Origin of the sequence: Citrobacter sp. wls615 (assembly GCF_005281355.1) — a bacterium.
In the GTDB taxonomy this organism is placed as follows: Bacteria; Pseudomonadota; Gammaproteobacteria; order Enterobacterales; family Enterobacteriaceae; genus Citrobacter; species Citrobacter werkmanii.
Genome location: NZ_SZXM01000088.1, coordinates 13,313 through 30,510 on the forward strand (window position 1 = coordinate 13,313; position 17,198 = coordinate 30,510).

Here is a 17,198-nt window from a genome sequence, read left to right on the forward strand (position 1 = left end):
ATTAAGGACACCTTCTTCATGGCTAACTTTTTTATTGAGCGCCCGGTTTTCGCCTGGGTGCTCGCTATTATCATGATGTTTACCGGCGGTATCGCGATAATGAACTTGCCTATCGCGCAATATCCGCAAATTGCTCCCCCCACTATTACCATCAGCGCAGCCTACCCCGGTGCAGACGCTAAGACCGTTGAAGACTCGGTGACTCAGGTGATTGAACAGAATATGAACGGGCTTGATGGCCTGATGTATATGTCATCCACCAGCGATGCGGCAGGTAATGCGTCGATTATCCTGACCTTCAAAACGGGTACGTCACCCGACATTGCGCAGGTTCAGGTACAGAATAAACTGCAGCTGGCGATGCCTTCCTTGCCACAGGAAGTCCAACAGCAAGGGATCAGCGTTGATAAATCCAGCAGCAATATCTTAATGGTCGCCGGTTTTATCTCTGATAATAACAGTCTGAGCCAATATGATATTGCTGACTATGTGGCGTCGAATATTAAAGACCCACTAAGCCGCACTCCCGGGGTCGGGAGCGTACAGTTATTCGGTTCGCAATACGCCATGCGTATCTGGCTGGATCCGCAAAAGCTCGACAAATATAACCTTACGCCGCAGGACGTTATTACCCAACTCAAAGTACAGAATAACCAGATCTCGGGCGGACAGCTGGGAGGAATGCCGCAATCAGCCGACCAGCAGTTAAATGCGTCGATCATTGTTCAGACACGCCTGCAAACTACCGATGAATTCGGCAAGATCTTCCTTAAAGTTCAGCAGGACGGCTCCCAGGTTCTGCTGCGCGATGTCGCACGCATTGAGCTGGGTGCGGAAAATTATGCAACGGTGGCACGTTACAACGGAAAACCCGCAGCCGGAATTGCGATTAAACTTGCCGCTGGCGCCAATGCCCTTGAAACATCCCAGGCAGTAAAACAAGAGTTGAACAGATTATCTGCCTGGTTTCCGGCCAGCATGAAAACCGTTTATCCCTATGACACGACCCCCTTTATCGAGATTTCAATTCAGGGTGTGTTTCATACATTGATCGAGGCAATCATTCTGGTATTCCTCGTCATGTACCTGTTTTTGCAAAGTTTCCGCGCGACGCTTATCCCCACTATCGCGGTTCCGGTGGTTATCCTCGGAACCTTTGCGATACTCGACGTTGCCGGTTTTTCGATCAATACGCTCACGATGTTTGGCATGGTGCTGGCGATAGGACTGCTAGTTGATGATGCCATCGTGGTGGTTGAGAACGTAGAACGTATTATTGCCGAAGAGCACTTGTCACCAAAAGCGGCGACGCATAAAGCGATGGGTCAGCTCCAGAGAGCACTGGTCGGTATTGCCGTCGTCTTATCCGCCGTGTTTATGCCAATGGCATTTATGAGCGGGGCAACGGGTGAGATTTTCCGTCAGTTTTCCATCACCTTAATTTCCTCCATGCTGCTGTCGGTGTTCGTGGCGATGAGCCTGACGCCCGCACTCTGCGCCATGCTGTTAAAATCCCACGAGGGAGAAAAAGAAAACACCCATTTTCTGTTTACCCGTTTCAATCACTTCATGGAGAAATGCACCCATCACTACACGGACAGCACCCGTAGGCTGTTACGTTGCACCGGCCGTTATATGGTGGTCTATTTAGTGATTGGTGCTGGCATGATGGTACTGTTTCTCCGTACTCCTACCTCCTTTTTGCCAGAAGAAGATCAGGGCGTATTCATGACCACGGCGCAATTACCTTCCGGTTCAACGATGGTAAATACCAGCAAAGTGCTTGGGGAAATAACGGATTACTATCTGACAAAAGAACAGAAAAATGTCGCGTCTGTTTTTACCGTTGGCGGATTTGGCTTCAGCGGACAGGGGCAAAATAACGGTCTGGCGTTTATCAGCCTGAAACCGTGGTCAGAACGTGTTGGCGAAGAAAACTCGGTTACCGCCATCATTCGCCGGGCAATGATGGCTTTAAGCACCATTAATAATGCCGTCGTTTATCCGTTCAATTTACCCGCAGTCGCGGAATTGGGTACCGCTTCAGGTTTTGATATGGAGTTGCTGGATAACGGCAATCTTGGGCATGAGAAAATGATGCAGGCCCGCAACCAGCTCCTGGCTTTGGCCAGCCAGTCACCCGATGAAGTTAACGGAGTGCGCCCAAATGGACTGGAAGATACACCGATGTTTCGCATTCACGTCAACGCGACAAAAGCAGAGGCGATGGGTGTGGCATTGTCAGATATCAATCAGACCATCTCTACGGCGTTTGGTAGCCGCTACGTCAATGATTTCCTTAACCAGGGACGCGTTAAAAAAGTGTATGTTCAGGCCGATACGCCGTTCCGTATGCTGCCGGACAATATCAATCACTGGTACGTACGTAACGCCTCCGGCGCGATGACGCCGCTTTCGGCCTACTCCTCAACCGAATGGACCTACGGCTCTCCCCGTCTTGAACGCTACAACGGACAGCCTGCAATGGAAATTCTCGGCCAACCGGTCGCAGGGAAAAGCAGCGGCGATGCGATGAAATTTATGGCATCACTGATTAATAAACTGCCCGCGGGCGTCGGTTATGCCTGGACGGGGCTGTCGTATCAGGAGGCGCGGTCTACCCACCAGGCGCCAATGCTGTACGGCATTTCTCTGATCGTCGTATTTCTGGCGCTGGCAGCACTCTATGAAAGCTGGTCAATACCGTTTTCTGTGATGCTGGTTGTACCAATCGGTGTGGTCGGGGCTTTACTGGCGACCGATCTGCGTGGCCTGAGCAATGATGTTTACTTCCAGGTTGGCCTGCTCACCACCATGGGACTCTCAGCTAAAAACGCTATTCTGATCGTCGAGTTTGCCGTCGAGATTATGCAAAAAGAAGGAAAAACGCCGCTTGAAGCTGCGGTGGAAGCTGCGCAAATGCGTTTACGTCCTATTTTGATGACCTCATTGGCCTTCATTCTGGGGGTTATCCCACTGGCAATAAGTGACGGCGCAGGCTCTGGCGCGCAAAACGCCGTCGGTACGGGCGTTATCGGTGGGATGCTGGCCGCGACCGTGCTGGCGATCTACTTTGTTCCGGTCTTCTTTGTTCTTGTCGAAAACATGCTGGCGCGATTTAAAACCCGGCATTAATTCCCTGCCCTTGTAGATGCTTATCCCTGGGATCGGGTAATAAGATCCCAGGAATGGCGCTTCACTTATCAGACCTACGGTTGTTAGCGGACGCGGCTATCCAGCGAGTTTCCTCGTGGATAGCAGGGTGAGTTATTTTATTGTGAGGGGAAATGCGGGTGTAGGGACAGAGGTTGTCAATTCTAACTAAAGCCAGGCTATCAAAACGGTTAATCAATCGTGTGCAGATTTACGGCCAATTCGCCCAATTTCGTATTCGGGTGCTGATGACACATGTTAATCATTTTAGGAACAGCGACAGTTTCCACCTCATGCAGCGGAACATAATCATCGCCTTTAAAGTCAGAATTTTTATTAACAATCACAAAGGCAATTGCCGTCATGTATTGCCGACTCATATCAGCAAATTCTTTACAGGTCATATCTTGTGGCGCAGCTTCGGTTGCCTGAGTAGCAAACGCACAGCTCATCGGTGCCAAAACAGAGGTCATAATCACAACAGCTGAAACCATCATTTTAATATTCACGATACACTCCAGAGACAGGATTAGTTGTTATTGGCTAGTTTATCTGTTGATGCCAACTTCGTATTTCTACGCAGGCTGATAAAAGCCAAAGAACTGAAGATCATCTCGACCCCAATAAAAATCGAAGTGAACACGTAAGACTTATCGGGATCCATATTCAGCCATACACCAGCAATAAGCAGATCTAAAATGCCGATAAAAATGTTCCAGACATAGCCCGGACTGCGGAACATTTGAACTCCGGAAGCCACACGAAAAATACCACCAAGAATAAATAAACAGCAAAAAACCATAGCCAACGAATTCATGCCGATCACAGGGTTAACAAGGAAACAGTACCCCAGCAGTAACCATGCGATAGCAAAAAATGCATAGGTAAATCTGGCTTTCAACTGCTTCTTCCCAGCGCTAAACAGGCTATAGATAGAATAAAAACCGCATACCAGGAACATAAAACCTGTCGCGTAGCTTAAATAAACGCCAGCAGCAATAGGATAGATTAAGCAGCAAATACCACACACCAACAACAGCACCGCCATAATTGTTGCGTGTCTTTTATAATGAGAAAGTGTTTTTTCATTAAACGTTCTCAGAGCTTGCTGATTAAAAATGAACATACATCCTCCGTTACATGTAAACGTAATGTAACCTACTAATAAAAGAGTTAATACTCACACAATACATATCACTTACAATCAAATAATAAGGCTTCAGATAAGGATACGTATATAAGAATAAAGGAATGTCGCTATGCGTTTAATCCTACACATGTCAGACGTCTGACACCTGTAGGATTAAACGCTCATTATTTTATCCTGGCTCTGATTCCTCTCTTTAAACTTATTTAATATGATTATTGCGTTTGGTGAACAATACCAACTTTATTCAGGAGAACGTAATGAAAAAGATTATTCTTGCTGGTCTGCTTGCAACTATGATGGGCTCAGCTCCGGTAATGGCATCTGCCACTACTACCACTGCGGCACAAACAGCCACAGCAAATGTACAAAAAGAAGCAGCCGATATTATGCAGGTCGCCGTACAAGGCGCCAATGCGATGCGTGATATTCAACTTGCTCGTCTGGCTCTGTTTCACGGACAGCCTGACAGCGCAAAAAAATTAACCAATGACGCCGCTTCCCTGTTAGCAGGCGACAGCAGCGACTGGGCGAAATTTGTCAAAGCAGCGCCTAAGGCGAAGATGATTGACGATCAGTACGTAATTATTAACGCTACAATCGCATTATCAGAAGACTATATTGCGACGCCGGAAAAAGAATCTGCTATCAAAACCGCGAACGGCAAAATGGCCAAAGGTGACTGGAAAGGTGCAGTGGATACCTTGCAACTGGCAGGGATCAGCGTGCTTCAGACCCAATACCTGATGCCTTTGAATCAGACGCGTAAAGCCGTTGCCAGCGCCCAAAAACTGCTGTCCACGGGTAAATTTTATGAGGCTAACCTTGTGTTAAAAGGTGCTGAAGAAGGCATTGTTATTGATAGCGAAATGGTGGGTGCAGGCCAGTAATACTCTGTACTAACGAGTGATGAATCAAGACATTTCTCTCCTGATCGGGCTGCTACGGCTACCCGATCAGGGGGGATTAATGGCTCATCAGACTGTCGATCTCAATTTCAATTTCCCGCATGACAGCAACAATTTTCTGTAATGCCTGTTGCCGTACAGCCAGCGGAAGATCGTCATGTCGCATAGACTCAAAAGGTTCGCACAGCGTCTGAAGCGCGGTGATACCCAGAATTTGCGCCGAACCATGCAACCGATGAAGCGCCCGTAAAAACAGCTGCGGCTCATCTTGCGCAACGGCTTTCTCAGCCGCTTGTAAATCATTCAGCGTTGCCTCACGGAATGTTTCGAGTATCTCGTTCATTAATGCGCGATCGCCACCGGTATTTTCAGTCAGTACATTGAATTTTAAATGCCGGATTGCACAAGGAGACGCATAGCCCGTGTCGATTTTGCTCAATTCATGCGTCAGCGTCTGGATTGAGACCGGCTTAAACAGACACAAATTCATACCGTTTTGCAGACATCGATCGCGTGACTGCGGGAGCGCACTGGCCGTCAGCCCCCATATTTGCAAGTGAGGTTGTTGACGACGTAGCGAAGCCGCGAGATCAAACCCGTCTTTCTTCGGCATATTCACATCGGTTATCAACAGGTCGTATGATTTTTTGGCCAGTTTAGCTTCGGCTTCCTCGCCATCACAGGCCTCATCCACGCTATAGCCAATGGTATTCAACTGGCGTTTAAGCAGCAGCCGGTTAGTAGGATTATCGTCTGCAATCAGAATCGACAGACACGGTAACGGCAACACAGCGCCAGGGGTATCTCCATCCGGTACTATCGATTGTCGGGCAGTTTCAACCGGAAGCGTAATTGTGAACGTGGTTCCCTGCGACAGAATACTCCTCAGCTCCAGCGTACCGCCCATTAGCGTTACCAGTTCTTTGCAGATAAATAACCCCAGTCCAGACCCCGTTTGTTGACGCCCGCAACGCCCCTGAGCATAACGATGGAACAGTCCAGCTTGCTCTTCTTCGCTAATGCCGCAACCGGTATCACTGATGACGATTGTCAGGGTGCCGTGATTATCTGTGTCCGGAGCCAGACGGGCAGTAACATGAATACTACCCTGCACCGTAAATTTCAGCGCATTGCCCACCAGATTGGTGAGAATTTGCCGCAAAGCCTGCTGATCGACAAATACCCGCTCGTTTACTGGCAACTGGCTGACGCAGGCAAGCGATATACCTTTCTGCCTGGCCAGAGCATCGAAAGAGTGACACTGCAATTCAATAAGCTGCGAGAGATCGGTCCACTGGGGAACAACCTCATATTTTCCGGATTCAATCTTATCAACGTCCAGAATCTTACCAATCAGACCCAGCAATGATTGGGCCGTCGCCCCGGTCAAAGCAATGGCCTCTTTGCGTTGTGCCGGACTGAGCTCTGAGCTTGAGAGTAATTCCACAAAACCAACAATCGAGCTTACCGGGGTACGTAACTCATGGCTCATGCTCGCAAGAAAACGGCTTTTGGCTTTTGTAGCGGCAATCGCTTTATTCTTTTCGCTCTCCAGCTCTTGAGATAAGACCTCTTTGAGATGCAACTGTTCTTCCAGTAACCGCTGCGATTGCTTTCTTTTACGGACTTCACGGGAGAGTGATATCCCCCATATCAGGCTAATAGCAATAAGTACCAGCGCAAATACCACCAGTTGATAGAACTGTTTGCTATATCGGCTCCAGATATCAACCTGGGTATTGGAAATCTTCGACCACTTCTCCGTCATCTGTAAAATTTCACGCGGAGGTATGGCTTGCAGGGCCTTATCAATGACAGACTTCAGCATGGGCTCATGAGAAGAAATAGCAAAACTCACCGATGCACCTGGCATATCAGGAAGCCGGAAGAAGTGCATATTATTCTGGTAGTAATGATCGGTAATGAACTTTGCCGACAATTCAGTCGCGATTGCCGCATCAACGTCGCCCTCCTTGACCATAGCCATGGCAGCGCTACCGGTATCCGCATTCACCCATGTCACCTGCGGATAAAGTTGTTTGAGGCCACGCTCCAGAATATGTCCGGCAGGCAGAGCAACGCGTATCGGTTTTTCCAGCAGCGAGTCGGCTGTTTCCTGGCGCGATGTGATAACCACGAATGCAACATTCATCAGCGGATCGCTCAATGCCGAATCATCCTGGTTTTGGTTAGTCGGGGCGATCGTCGGATACATATCCCACTGCCCACCACTGATGAGTTTGGTCTGTTCACTTCTGGACGTGGCTAAAACAGGTTCAAAATCAAGACCCGTTTGCAGATGAATAATATTCAGCAAATCACCAAGAATACCGCGTAACTCGCCGCTGCTATCTACCAGCGTATAGGGCGGGTAATCCGGGTTGATCAAAATGCGGATGGTATGCTTATTCTTCAGCCATTCTTTTTCCTGACGACTGAAAGGAATGGGCGCATTAAGATAAGCAAGATTACCGCGATTTAACCAGTTCTGCATCACCTGCATATGGATTTCATTACTTATTGACGTAATAAAACCATCAAGGATATTTCTTAATAGCGGTTGATTTTCATTAACCACAAAATAATTATATTGTTCTTGCTTGTCAAAATAATGCGTAATAACCAGGGATTGCGAAAAATACCGCGAAATACAATGACTGCTGGTAATATTGTTACCAATATAATATTGGTTATCATCGTTCACTACCGACGCCATTGCCTGATACTCGTCGTCATAAAATGAGACTTTAGCATCAGGAAAAGCGTCCTGGATAACGTTAAGAAAAGGGCAATCCCGCACACATGCGACGCTGACCTTATGGTTCGTCGTCAGCGGTAGCATGGTGTTTTTTAATGACGTCACAAGCGTCGGCCACGTTGTGAGTAATGCTGAAGTGCGCAGTAAATCCCCGCCGACATCCTGCCGCCGGGAAAGCTGGGTTATCAACGTATCAACATCATTATTGGCGAGTGCGGCAAGCGCCTGCTGCTCGTTATCATATTGCTTTATAACAATTTTTACTTTGAGACTTTTTTGCATTAGCGCAAGATAGTCCGCGTTAACGCCCCGATAATTTTCCCCGCTGTTTTGATAGACAATAGGGGAGACTTCCGGTAACCAGGTGCCAACCACTAATGTTTTTTTATGCGCCAACCAGTTTGTTTCTTCCTTGTTTAAACTGATATTTTGCACCGCAGTATTATAGTTACTTTTTAGCTCAACCTGACGCGCTGAACTCACACCCGTAGACAATCCGATGGTAAATATGACCATCAAAAAAATAAATAAGCGTTCCAGCATTACTCTACCCTATTTTATTTCTTTGCGCGTAATCATAAATTTCCATTAATGAAGAACAATCTAACTTTTCCATTAAACGACTTTTATAGGTACTCACCGTTTTATTACTGATATTCATTTTACTGGCAATAGTGCTGTAATCCATGCCATTAAGGATATAACGCAACACTCTCATTTCCTGTGTCGATAATGTATCAAGTTTATCCTGCTCGCTGACCGATGAGCCAGTAAAGTGCTCAAGGGAGAAGGGGAAATAACTATAACCATTTTTGGCGGCTTCGATAGCGGCAAGAATATTATTCATGCCTTCTTTTTTACTCACAAATCCGTTGGCACCGTATTCAGCACTGCGTTTACCATAAAAATATTCATTTTTTGCTGAAATGATAATGATCACGCCAGCATAGTGCCGCTTGCGTAATTGTTCCAGCACCTCGATGCCACTGATGCCAGGAATGTCCACATCGATAATTAGCAGCTCAGGTTTGTTTTTTTCAACCACCTGCACGACTTGCTCGCCACTGTCGAGCTCAGTGGTCACAGTGATACCATTAGTATCGAGTAAGTTGCGAATGGCAATGCGGGCCAAAGGGTGATCATCAACGATTATCGCGTTCATTGCGTATAAGAATCCCGATAAATAAAGAGAGGCGATGGCTATAGTGCAGGTGAGTCTTCGATATTATTAATTTATAAGCGCCAGACCCAGGACGCAAATTCTAACATAGTCACGTGTATATTTTATGATTTTTTCATAACCAAGATGAATAAACCATAAAAATAACATTTAGATTTACAAGAATTAAACCTTGAGCCTTTCTGTAGATCAAATCATTAACACATAACAGAGGGAATATTCCTACACATGTAGGACTGGTCTTTCATTTATTATGCTTAATTCTTAATAAAAGAAGAGAAATAGAATTACCGTGGTAACTGTACATCTGGCGGGAAATTCAGTTATTGCGAGTACTTAAACGCTAATACCCGTCAATCCCTGTGGCCCTGAAACAGCAGAGCCACAGGAGACAGACATTAATCAAGCCTGACTGGGTAATGCTCCAACCGCGCGCGAGTTTTTCACGGTCAGCGTAACGATGGCAGAACATAACAGTGCGGCAATCATAAAGATAAAGGCGCTGTTATAGCTTCCTGCGCTGCTTTGGATCAGCCAGCCGATGATAGGTGCGGAAACAACGCCCGCCATCTGACCGCCAAAGTTAACGATCCCCGACGCCCGTCCCATAATGTTGCTGGGGATGGTATCCATCAAAATTCCCCAGAACGTCGCCATAGCGAAAAACATGAACAGGGCTGAAATACACTGATAAACCACCGCCATATCTGCACTGCTCACGCTGAAGGTCAGGTACAGGAAGCCTGCAGCAATGACTGAGGTTACGACGTACAACGTTTTACGCATCGGTTTGAATTTATCTGAACAATATCCGCCTAACAAAGTCCCTCCTGCACCAAACAGGAACGGAATTGCCGCCATTACGCCGGTCTTGGCCAAAGAAAACTCACGTACAGTGATCAGGTAACTGGGTAACCAGGTTGAAAAACCCCAGAAGGTGATATCAAACAAAAACCAGATACTTGCCATTTGCCAAAGCACCGGCATTTTGAGTACGTCTTTAAACGCGATAGCGCTGGTGTTTTGCAGCCCCCCCTGATCGTCAACAGCCAGTTCCGCCAGATCCTGCTGCGTAATGGCGGGGTGATCTTTCGGGTTGTCACGCGTAAATAAGTAGATCCCTGCGGCGATAAACAGGCCGGGAATACCCAGCACGATAAAAACCATATGCCAGCCAAATGCCCCGATAATGCTGGCTGCGACCACGACCGCCAGTGCCGGGCCTAAGGTATTCACCGTTGATTGAATCGCCGTCGCACGTCCGCGTTCTTTCGACGGGAAATAGGTCGAAATCATTTTCCAGGAGGCCGACGGGAAGCACCCTTCGCCGATACCAAAGAAGAAACGTACGGCCAGCATCAGCGGTAGCGTCAGCACAGCCCCGGTTAAGCTGGTGAAAACAGACCACCAGGCAATACCAATGGCCATAATTTTACGTGAGCCAAACTTATCCGCCAGTAAACCACCAGGAATTTGAAACGCCGCATAACCAATAAAAAAGGCGCTAATAATTAAACCTTGTTGCGTCGTATCCAGATTTAAATCTTTGCCGATATAAGGGAGCGAAACGCTCATGACCATTCTGTCGAGAAAAGAGAGGAGCCACGCCAGCCAGATCAATGTCAGGACGGTATATCTTGCTTTCCAGGTCTTTGGTTTACCTGAAGGTAAAGATGTTTGTAGGTTCATTGTGATGTCCTTAGGGTGTAGTGATCTACCGCGGCTATAAATAGTCGCGATAGATCAATGCGTGTTTAGCGTTATTTATTAATATTCTTTTCTTATAACCGTACCGCTACAGGCATAACTTTCCGTGCCATTAATTAAGGCAATGCGCCCATTAACCATGACAATTTCAATCCCTTGCGGATACTGATTAGGTTCAACAAACGTGCCCCTATCAGCGATAGTGTTCGGATCGAACATCACGATATCCGCCGCGTAACCCACCTTCAGCAGCCCACGATCCTGCAGGCCAAGCACCTCAGCAGGTTTACCCGTCATTTTGCGAATTGCCGCTTCCCAGCTCAGACATCCCTCTTCACGTACGTATTTACCGAGCACACGTGGGAATGCGCCGAACACGCGAGGGTGCGGTTTTCCGACCCCCATTAAACCGTCGGTACAAACGTTTTGCTCTGGCCGACAGAGAAACTTAATCACATGCTCTTCAGTGCCGTAGAAGTCGACCATTCCCACGGCGTTTTCTTCTTCATAAAGCAGGTCGAAGGTGGCGTTGTAGGGGTCTTTCCCGCGCAATTCCCCCAACTGGACGAGGTTCAGACCAACGGCATCCTGATTTTTGGCCGTTTTCACGCTGGTAACAAAAATCTGGTCCAGACCGGCAAAATCGATAAAGTTATCCCAGCCGGGAATACCCTGCTGAATATCCTCGATCATTTTGGCGCGCAGTTCAGGTGAGGCCAGGCGTTCCAGTAATTTGTCTGTTCCACCGGAGTGGACCCATGGCGGCAGGATCACGCCAAGCATCGTGCTACCCGCCACATATGGATACTGGTCGAAAGAGATGCGGATCCCCTCTTCCTGCGCCTGCTCCAGCATCCCCAGCATCTGGTCGATCAGACCCCAGTTTTTCTTTCCGCAAACCTTCATATGTGAAATATGTAGCCAGACGCCAGTGGCTTTGGCGATATCAATCAGTTCCTGCGTTGAGTTGATAATATCGTCAGCTTCACTGCGCTGATGTACCACAAAGATCCCGTTATATTTCGCCGTGACCTTGCACAGTTCAATCATTTCGGCAGTATCGCCAAAGGCGCAAGGCATATAGATAAGCCCGGTGGAAAGACCAAACGCTCCCGCTTTTAATTCCCGCTCAAGGACTTCGCACATCTTCGCCACATCTTCACGGGTGGAAGGCCGTCCATCCAGCCCCATCGCCTCCATGCGCACGTTGCCATGCGGAACTAAATAGGCAAGGTTTGTCGCCGGATGTCGTGATGCCAGCAGATTGAGATAACCGTCCGTATTTTTATATTTCCAGTCTATTTTGTCGGTATCGCCGTCAAGGCCGGCGATATTTTTACGCCACGCTGGAATATATTCTTCCGGCAACGGCGCTAACGCGACGCCATCCTGCCCCAGCAATTCAGTGGTAATTCCCTGACGAATTTTTGCCGACAGCGCGAGGTTAATAATCGCCGACAAGTCAGAGTGTGTATGGGTATCAATAAAGCCAGGACAAATAATTTTTCCCGTCGCATTAATGACCTGTTCATTGACGCCAACGTCTATTTGACCGATTGCGACAATACGTCCTTCATCAACGACCACATCGGCAATTCTGCCTTCACTGCCCGTCCCATCGATCACATTTCCGTTTTTGAAAATGGTTTTCATCGTTATTCTCCATTGCGGCGGCGCTGCACGGCACCGCCTGTAAGGTAAGAGGATTTTTATCGTTCTTTTTATTGGCGATAGAGTGTCTGGATGATGCTGTAATAGCCGCTGGCCGAACCGGTTAACTGATCGATCTCGATATACTCATCAATGGTGTGCGCAAGATTTTCACGCGAAGGTCCGAAGCCAATAGTTTTAATTCCCGCTTCGCCCGCATAGTGGCTACCGTTGGTGCAAAATGAGTATTGCGTGATGCTCGGATTAAACCCGGCCTCACGAACGCCAGCCAGAGCGGCCTGCACGAATTCGTCCGACTCGTCATACACCCAGCCCGGGAAGAAGCGCTCTCCCTCAATAGTGGCACCTGTATAACAAGACTCCTGACCCACCGCGTAGGAGACACGGGCCTTAAATTGCGGATCCTGCGCGATGAATTCTGCAAGGGCATTTTCCAGCGGGGCAATCACGCTTTCTTTGGTTTCGCCCACCAGCAAACGGCGATCGTAGGTTGCGCGGCAGTAATCCGGCACGACCGAGGCCCCCGGGTACGGCGAAGATTTAATGTCGGTCAGTTCGAGAATGCCAGGCCCGAGTACCGGGTGCGTTGGCGGGGTAATGGTGCGAATTTTGTCGATCAATTGCGCCATTTTATACACCGCGTTAATCCCTGCCTGCGGGTTGGCGGAGTGTGCAGGTTTACCAAACGTTTCAACCACAATTTCAGCACGGCCACGCTGGCCAATTTTCAGGTTTAGCTCGGAAGCTTCACCGATGATTACGTAGTCTGGCTTATAGCGCTCGCTGACCAGGCGAGCGGCAATACCTTCAAAGCACTCTTCATGCACGATGCAGGCAACGTAGATTTTCCCGGCAAAATTGCGCTGATTGTCCTGACCGAAAAAACCCACGGCGGAGATCATTGCCGCCACGGCGCCTTTCATGTCGGTCGTACCGCGACCATAAATCTTGCCATCTTCGATATCACCGCCGTACGGGTTGCGGGTCCACTTCTCTTCGTTCACCGGCACGGTATCAATATGCCCATCGAGAACCAGCGTTTTCCCAGGCTGATTACCCACGATACCGCCAACAATGTTGCCGTACTTATCAACGTGGATGTCATCGAACTGGTAATGCTGCATCATTGTTTTTATGGCATTAACCACGTCCCCTTCCTGACCGGAATAACTTTTTTGTTGGATTAACGCCTGACAGTTTTTAATCACTTCTTCAATACGGTTTGCAGATAACATGGGTTTCTCCGTTCTTATTCTCAATCAGGAAATTATTTGTTGATGCCAGGGTACTGACCGCCCCAGACAATATCCAGATACTGTTGTGGGTCAGTGTCACCCTCAGTACTTATCAACAACACGCGGGAATGCTCATCCAGTCCCAGTTGCGCACGCGTTTGCGCCAGTTCAGGCGAGGTCATCAACAGTGACAGCAGGCCGGTCGTCACCGCCCCGGACTCACCGGAAACGATCTGCGGATCGCCTGCCAGCGGATTACCCAACATGCGCATGCCAAGCGCCGCAACCTCATCCGGGCAGGAGGCAAATGCGGTGGCATAATCACGCAACAGCTTCCAGCCGATGCTATTTGCCTCACCGCAGGCGAGACCAGCCATCACGGTTTGCAAATCTCCGCCCACCGCTATGGCATCACCCTCTTTCGAGCGGGCTGAGCGGTAGAGACAATCGGCAATTAACGCCTCGGCGACGATCACTTTCGGGCGATTTTCTCCCCATGCCGCTGTCACCATTCCCTGAACCATGCCGGCAAACGAGCCAACACCTGCCTGAACAAAAATATGCGTCGGCGCAACCTGATGCAGCTGGTCGATCGCCTCCAGCATCAGCGTGCCGTAGCCCTGCATAATCCACTGCGGGATTTTTTCATACCCTTCCCAGGCGGTATCCTGCACCACAATCCAGCCATGCTTTTCCGCCTGTTCTGCGGTCATGCGAACCGCATCGTCATAGTTCATATCGACGATTTCAGCGGTAGCGCCTTCGTTACGGATAGACGCCAGACGTTGCTGCGAAGAGCCTTTTGGCATGTAAACCACGGCATTTTGCTTCAGCTGTCGCGCCATCCAGGCAACGCCGCGACCGTGATTGCCATCGGTGGTGGTAGCAAACGTGACGGTTTGCAGATCGCGGCGCACCTCTTCGCTGGTCATCACATCAAACGGTAATTCGCTGATATCTTTACCGATTAATTCAGCGATATGGCACGCCATCGCATAGGAACCGCCCAGCGCTTTAAAGGCTTTCAGGCCAAAACGCTGAGACTCATCTTTGAGGTAGATATTTTTTACGCCCAGTTTTTGTGAAAGTGCCGGCAGCGTATACAACGGCGTTGGGGAATATCCCGGAATAGACCGATGAAAATTCAACGCTTTTACCAACTCCTGGCGGCTAAACGGCGCCAACGGCGCGTTCGGATGTTCGGTAAACGGTGTCTGGTTGATAAAAAATGATAAGTTTTCCTGCATCATAAAACCTCATTGTGCTGGTAATCCATTCCCTGCAATTGATGTCATACAGAGATATTTCCGCTATCGGTAATGCCAATAGAGCAAAATGCTTACCAGCTTTTTATTAATTGAGTAAAATCTTATAAATAATTTAATAAATACTTAAATTTCAATTAAATAGACAGAAGAAAAGATTTGCAGCAAAAAATATCATCGTGTTAGTTTATCGTTTCATTTTGATAAATTCTCACAATTGATAAATAGTGTGATCGCGGAAGATAAAATAAAAAAAACATACTAAAACAGAGCAGTAGATTGATTTTTCGCAAATCATTTTGGGATTAGTTCGCCTATTTATCACTTTTCATGATAAATGCGACACGCGCCGGAGAAGTAGTATGATTTCAGTACTCAGCAATATTCAGGATGATATATGCAATTATGCCGACGCTATTTCTGGCATCACCGGAACGGATGTTGAGATCATTGATGAATCCTTAATGCGCATCGCTGGCACCGGTAAATACCGGCATATGCTCAATGAAAACGTGGCAAAAAATGGCTACATCTACCGCCACGTTTTGCAGGTGCGGGAAACGGTACTGATCAAAAATCCTGGCGAACATCCGCTGTGTCAGTTATGTGAAAAACACCACTATTGTTCTGAAATGCTGGATTTGAACGCACCAATTTTTCTCAACAATCGCGTCATTGGGGTGATCGGGATTATTTGCTCAACCCAGGCGCAGCGAGACACCCTCCTGAGCCAGATTGAGAAATTTGTTACTTTCATTGAGCAAATAGCCGTGATGATTTCCAGTAAGGTTTTTGAATGTCTGGAACGTTTACGCGCGCAGGAAACGCTGGGCGCTTTTCGCCGTCTGATCGACGCCATGGACCGCGGCGTCGTGGCAATCGATGGTCATGGTCTTGTCTGGCATGCCAACCATTCAGCCGATCGCATTCTCAATCGCGAGGTTCAGGGATTACCGTTGACCATTGAAACAACCGGGGACAGTTTGTATGGCGATGAGGAGGCCTGGCTGACGCTCGAAGGTCAGAAATACCATGTGCTGTGCAAGCAAATTTCGCTCTCGTCTTTGGATAACGATCGCTTGACCATGATTATCTTTCGTGACGCGCACGACTACCTGAGCACCCTACTTCCATCGCCTTATGAGGCCGACACCCAGGTGCGGTTGATTGGTCACTCCCCCTTGATGGAACAGCTCAGAAGCACCATCGGTAAAATCGCCAACAGCTATGCCAGTGTGCTCATTACCGGCGAAAGTGGCTCAGGAAAAGAGGTCGTGGCATTTGCCATTCACCAGAGCAGCCCCCGTAAAGCCGCCCCCTTCGTAACAATCAACTGTGCTGCCATTCCCGAACAGTTGTTGGAAAGCGAACTGTTTGGCTATGTGCGCGGCGCATTCAGCGGGGCCGATCCCAAAGGTCGAGTGGGAAAATTTGAGCTGGCCAACGGCGGCAGTCTGTTTCTGGATGAGATCGGCGATATGCCGCTTCATCTGCAGGCTAAGCTGCTCAGGGTTCTGCAGGAAAAGGCGATCACTCGCGTCGGGTCTAACAACACCATCAATATTGATGTACGAATTATTGCCGCAACCAACAAAAATATTAACGCCATGGTGGAGAATAATCAGTTTCGCGAAGATCTTTTCTATCGCCTGAACGTGGTCCCGTTGGTTCTTCCCTCTCTACGCGAACGACGAGCAGATATTGCCGTTCTCGCGCAATATTTTGCCGATGAGTTTTCGGTCAGTTATCAGCGACCGTCGCAAAAACTCCCCGATGACGTCATCAACCGCCTCTATGCCTGGCACTGGCCTGGTAACATTCGTGAATTACGTAACGTCATCGAATATATTTTCGTGATGCGCGGGGAAGCCGCCGGGATCAACGCCAGCCATCTGCCTCCTTACCTGCTCACCGCAGCTGACGGCAGAAAAACGTCGATGACAGCCCAGCCTCAGCAGCTTGCTAATAAGGGAAAACAAGCGGAAAGGGAGGCAATAGAAAATGTCATCCAGCGATTTGGCGCAAGCGTGGAGGGAAAAAAACAGGCAGCGACTGAACTGGGGATCAGCATTGCCACGCTTTATCGAAAAATAAAGCTATACGGGTTATGACCCCCATCTTACTTAACGAAAAAGCCCGCGTAATGCGCAATACCGATCAGTTAAGGATCGGTT

The 17,198-nt window shown here is 48.3% G+C and carries 11 protein-coding genes; 3 read left to right on the forward strand and 8 right to left on the reverse strand.

Going from position 1 to position 17,198, the window contains the following annotated elements; genetic code table 11:
- Positions 1–18 precede the first annotated feature (18 nt).
- On the forward strand, positions 19–3,135 hold the full coding sequence (locus FDX04_RS23115; RefSeq protein ID WP_137371517.1) for an efflux RND transporter permease subunit: 3,117 nt from the start codon (positions 19–21) through the stop codon (positions 3,133–3,135).
- 209 nt (positions 3,136–3,344) lie between these two features.
- Here FDX04_RS23115 and FDX04_RS23120 read toward each other — a convergent pair whose 3' ends face one another.
- Together FDX04_RS23120 and FDX04_RS23125 are read right to left on the reverse strand one after the other, a co-directional pair.
- A complete protein-coding gene (locus tag FDX04_RS23120; protein WP_079226122.1) occupies positions 3,345–3,683 on the reverse strand; it encodes an HdeA/HdeB family chaperone in 339 nt (112 codons plus the stop codon).
- Positions 3,683–4,279: a DUF308 domain-containing protein gene (locus FDX04_RS23125; protein WP_061382294.1), complete on the reverse strand. Its 597-nt coding sequence runs from the start codon at positions 4,277–4,279 to the stop codon at positions 3,683–3,685. The genes FDX04_RS23120 and FDX04_RS23125 overlap by 1 nt, the downstream gene beginning before the upstream one ends.
- Positions 4,280–4,560: 281 nt before the next feature.
- Between FDX04_RS23125 and FDX04_RS23130 the strand changes: the two genes are divergently transcribed.
- Complete coding sequence (locus FDX04_RS23130) at positions 4,561–5,190, forward strand: YfdX family protein (protein ID WP_061382295.1); 630 nt, start codon at positions 4,561–4,563, stop codon at positions 5,188–5,190.
- A gap of 76 nt (positions 5,191–5,266) precedes the next feature.
- On the opposite strand, the gene FDX04_RS23135 is transcribed toward FDX04_RS23130, so the two are convergent.
- The 6 genes from FDX04_RS23135 to dpaL all read right to left on the reverse strand — a co-directional run bounded on the left by FDX04_RS23135 (position 5,267) and on the right by dpaL (position 15,006).
- Positions 5,267–8,509, reverse strand: a complete 3,243-nt coding sequence (locus tag FDX04_RS23135) for a response regulator (protein WP_137371518.1) — start codon at positions 8,507–8,509, stop codon at positions 5,267–5,269.
- A 4-nt stretch (positions 8,510–8,513) separates the two neighbouring features.
- A complete protein-coding gene (gene evgA / locus FDX04_RS23140; protein WP_042313232.1) occupies positions 8,514–9,128 on the reverse strand; it encodes an acid-sensing system DNA-binding response regulator EvgA in 615 nt (204 codons plus the stop codon).
- A gap of 420 nt (positions 9,129–9,548) precedes the next feature.
- On the reverse strand, positions 9,549–10,835 hold the full coding sequence (locus FDX04_RS23145) for an MFS transporter (protein WP_137361173.1): 1,287 nt from the start codon (positions 10,833–10,835) through the stop codon (positions 9,549–9,551).
- A gap of 78 nt (positions 10,836–10,913) precedes the next feature.
- Positions 10,914–12,506 (reverse strand): amidohydrolase family protein, encoded by a 1,593-nt coding sequence (locus FDX04_RS23150; protein WP_137371519.1) that lies wholly within the window; start codon positions 12,504–12,506, stop codon positions 10,914–10,916.
- A gap of 68 nt (positions 12,507–12,574) precedes the next feature.
- On the reverse strand, positions 12,575–13,759 hold the full coding sequence (locus FDX04_RS23155; RefSeq protein ID WP_042313225.1) for a YgeY family selenium metabolism-linked hydrolase: 1,185 nt from the start codon (positions 13,757–13,759) through the stop codon (positions 12,575–12,577).
- Between the two features lie 32 nt (positions 13,760–13,791).
- The gene (gene dpaL, locus FDX04_RS23160) at positions 13,792–15,006 is read right to left on the reverse strand and encodes a diaminopropionate ammonia-lyase (protein WP_137361310.1); all 1,215 of its coding nucleotides are present in this window, start codon (positions 15,004–15,006) and stop codon (positions 13,792–13,794) included.
- A 380-nt stretch (positions 15,007–15,386) separates the two neighbouring features.
- Here dpaL and FDX04_RS23165 point away from each other — a divergent pair, with 380 nt between their 5' ends.
- A complete protein-coding gene (locus FDX04_RS23165; RefSeq protein ID WP_061382300.1) occupies positions 15,387–17,135 on the forward strand; it encodes a sigma-54-dependent Fis family transcriptional regulator in 1,749 nt (582 codons plus the stop codon).
- Positions 17,136–17,198: the final 63 nt, after the last annotated feature.

What these genes read in the sequence shown, in the direction of transcription:
- FDX04_RS23125 (WP_061382294.1), bottom strand. Translation starts at nt 4,279, where the DNA reads ATGTTCATTTTTAATCAGCAAGCTCTGAGAACGTTTAATGAAAAAACA.
- dpaL (WP_137361310.1), bottom strand. Translation starts at nt 15,006, where the DNA reads ATGCAGGAAAACTTATCATTTTTTATCAACCAGACACCGTTTACCGAA.
- FDX04_RS23145 (WP_137361173.1), bottom strand. Translation starts at nt 10,835, where the DNA reads ATGAACCTACAAACATCTTTACCTTCAGGTAAACCAAAGACCTGGAAA.
- FDX04_RS23130 (WP_061382295.1), top strand. Translation starts at nt 4,561, where the DNA reads ATGAAAAAGATTATTCTTGCTGGTCTGCTTGCAACTATGATGGGCTCA.
- FDX04_RS23165 (WP_061382300.1), top strand. Translation starts at nt 15,387, where the DNA reads ATGATTTCAGTACTCAGCAATATTCAGGATGATATATGCAATTATGCC.
- FDX04_RS23115 (WP_137371517.1), top strand. Translation starts at nt 19, where the DNA reads ATGGCTAACTTTTTTATTGAGCGCCCGGTTTTCGCCTGGGTGCTCGCT.
- FDX04_RS23150 (WP_137371519.1), bottom strand. Translation starts at nt 12,506, where the DNA reads ATGAAAACCATTTTCAAAAACGGAAATGTGATCGATGGGACGGGCAGT.
- FDX04_RS23135 (WP_137371518.1), bottom strand. Translation starts at nt 8,509, where the DNA reads ATGCTGGAACGCTTATTTATTTTTTTGATGGTCATATTTACCATCGGA.
- evgA (WP_042313232.1), bottom strand. Translation starts at nt 9,128, where the DNA reads ATGAACGCGATAATCGTTGATGATCACCCTTTGGCCCGCATTGCCATT.
- FDX04_RS23155 (WP_042313225.1), bottom strand. Translation starts at nt 13,759, where the DNA reads ATGTTATCTGCAAACCGTATTGAAGAAGTGATTAAAAACTGTCAGGCG.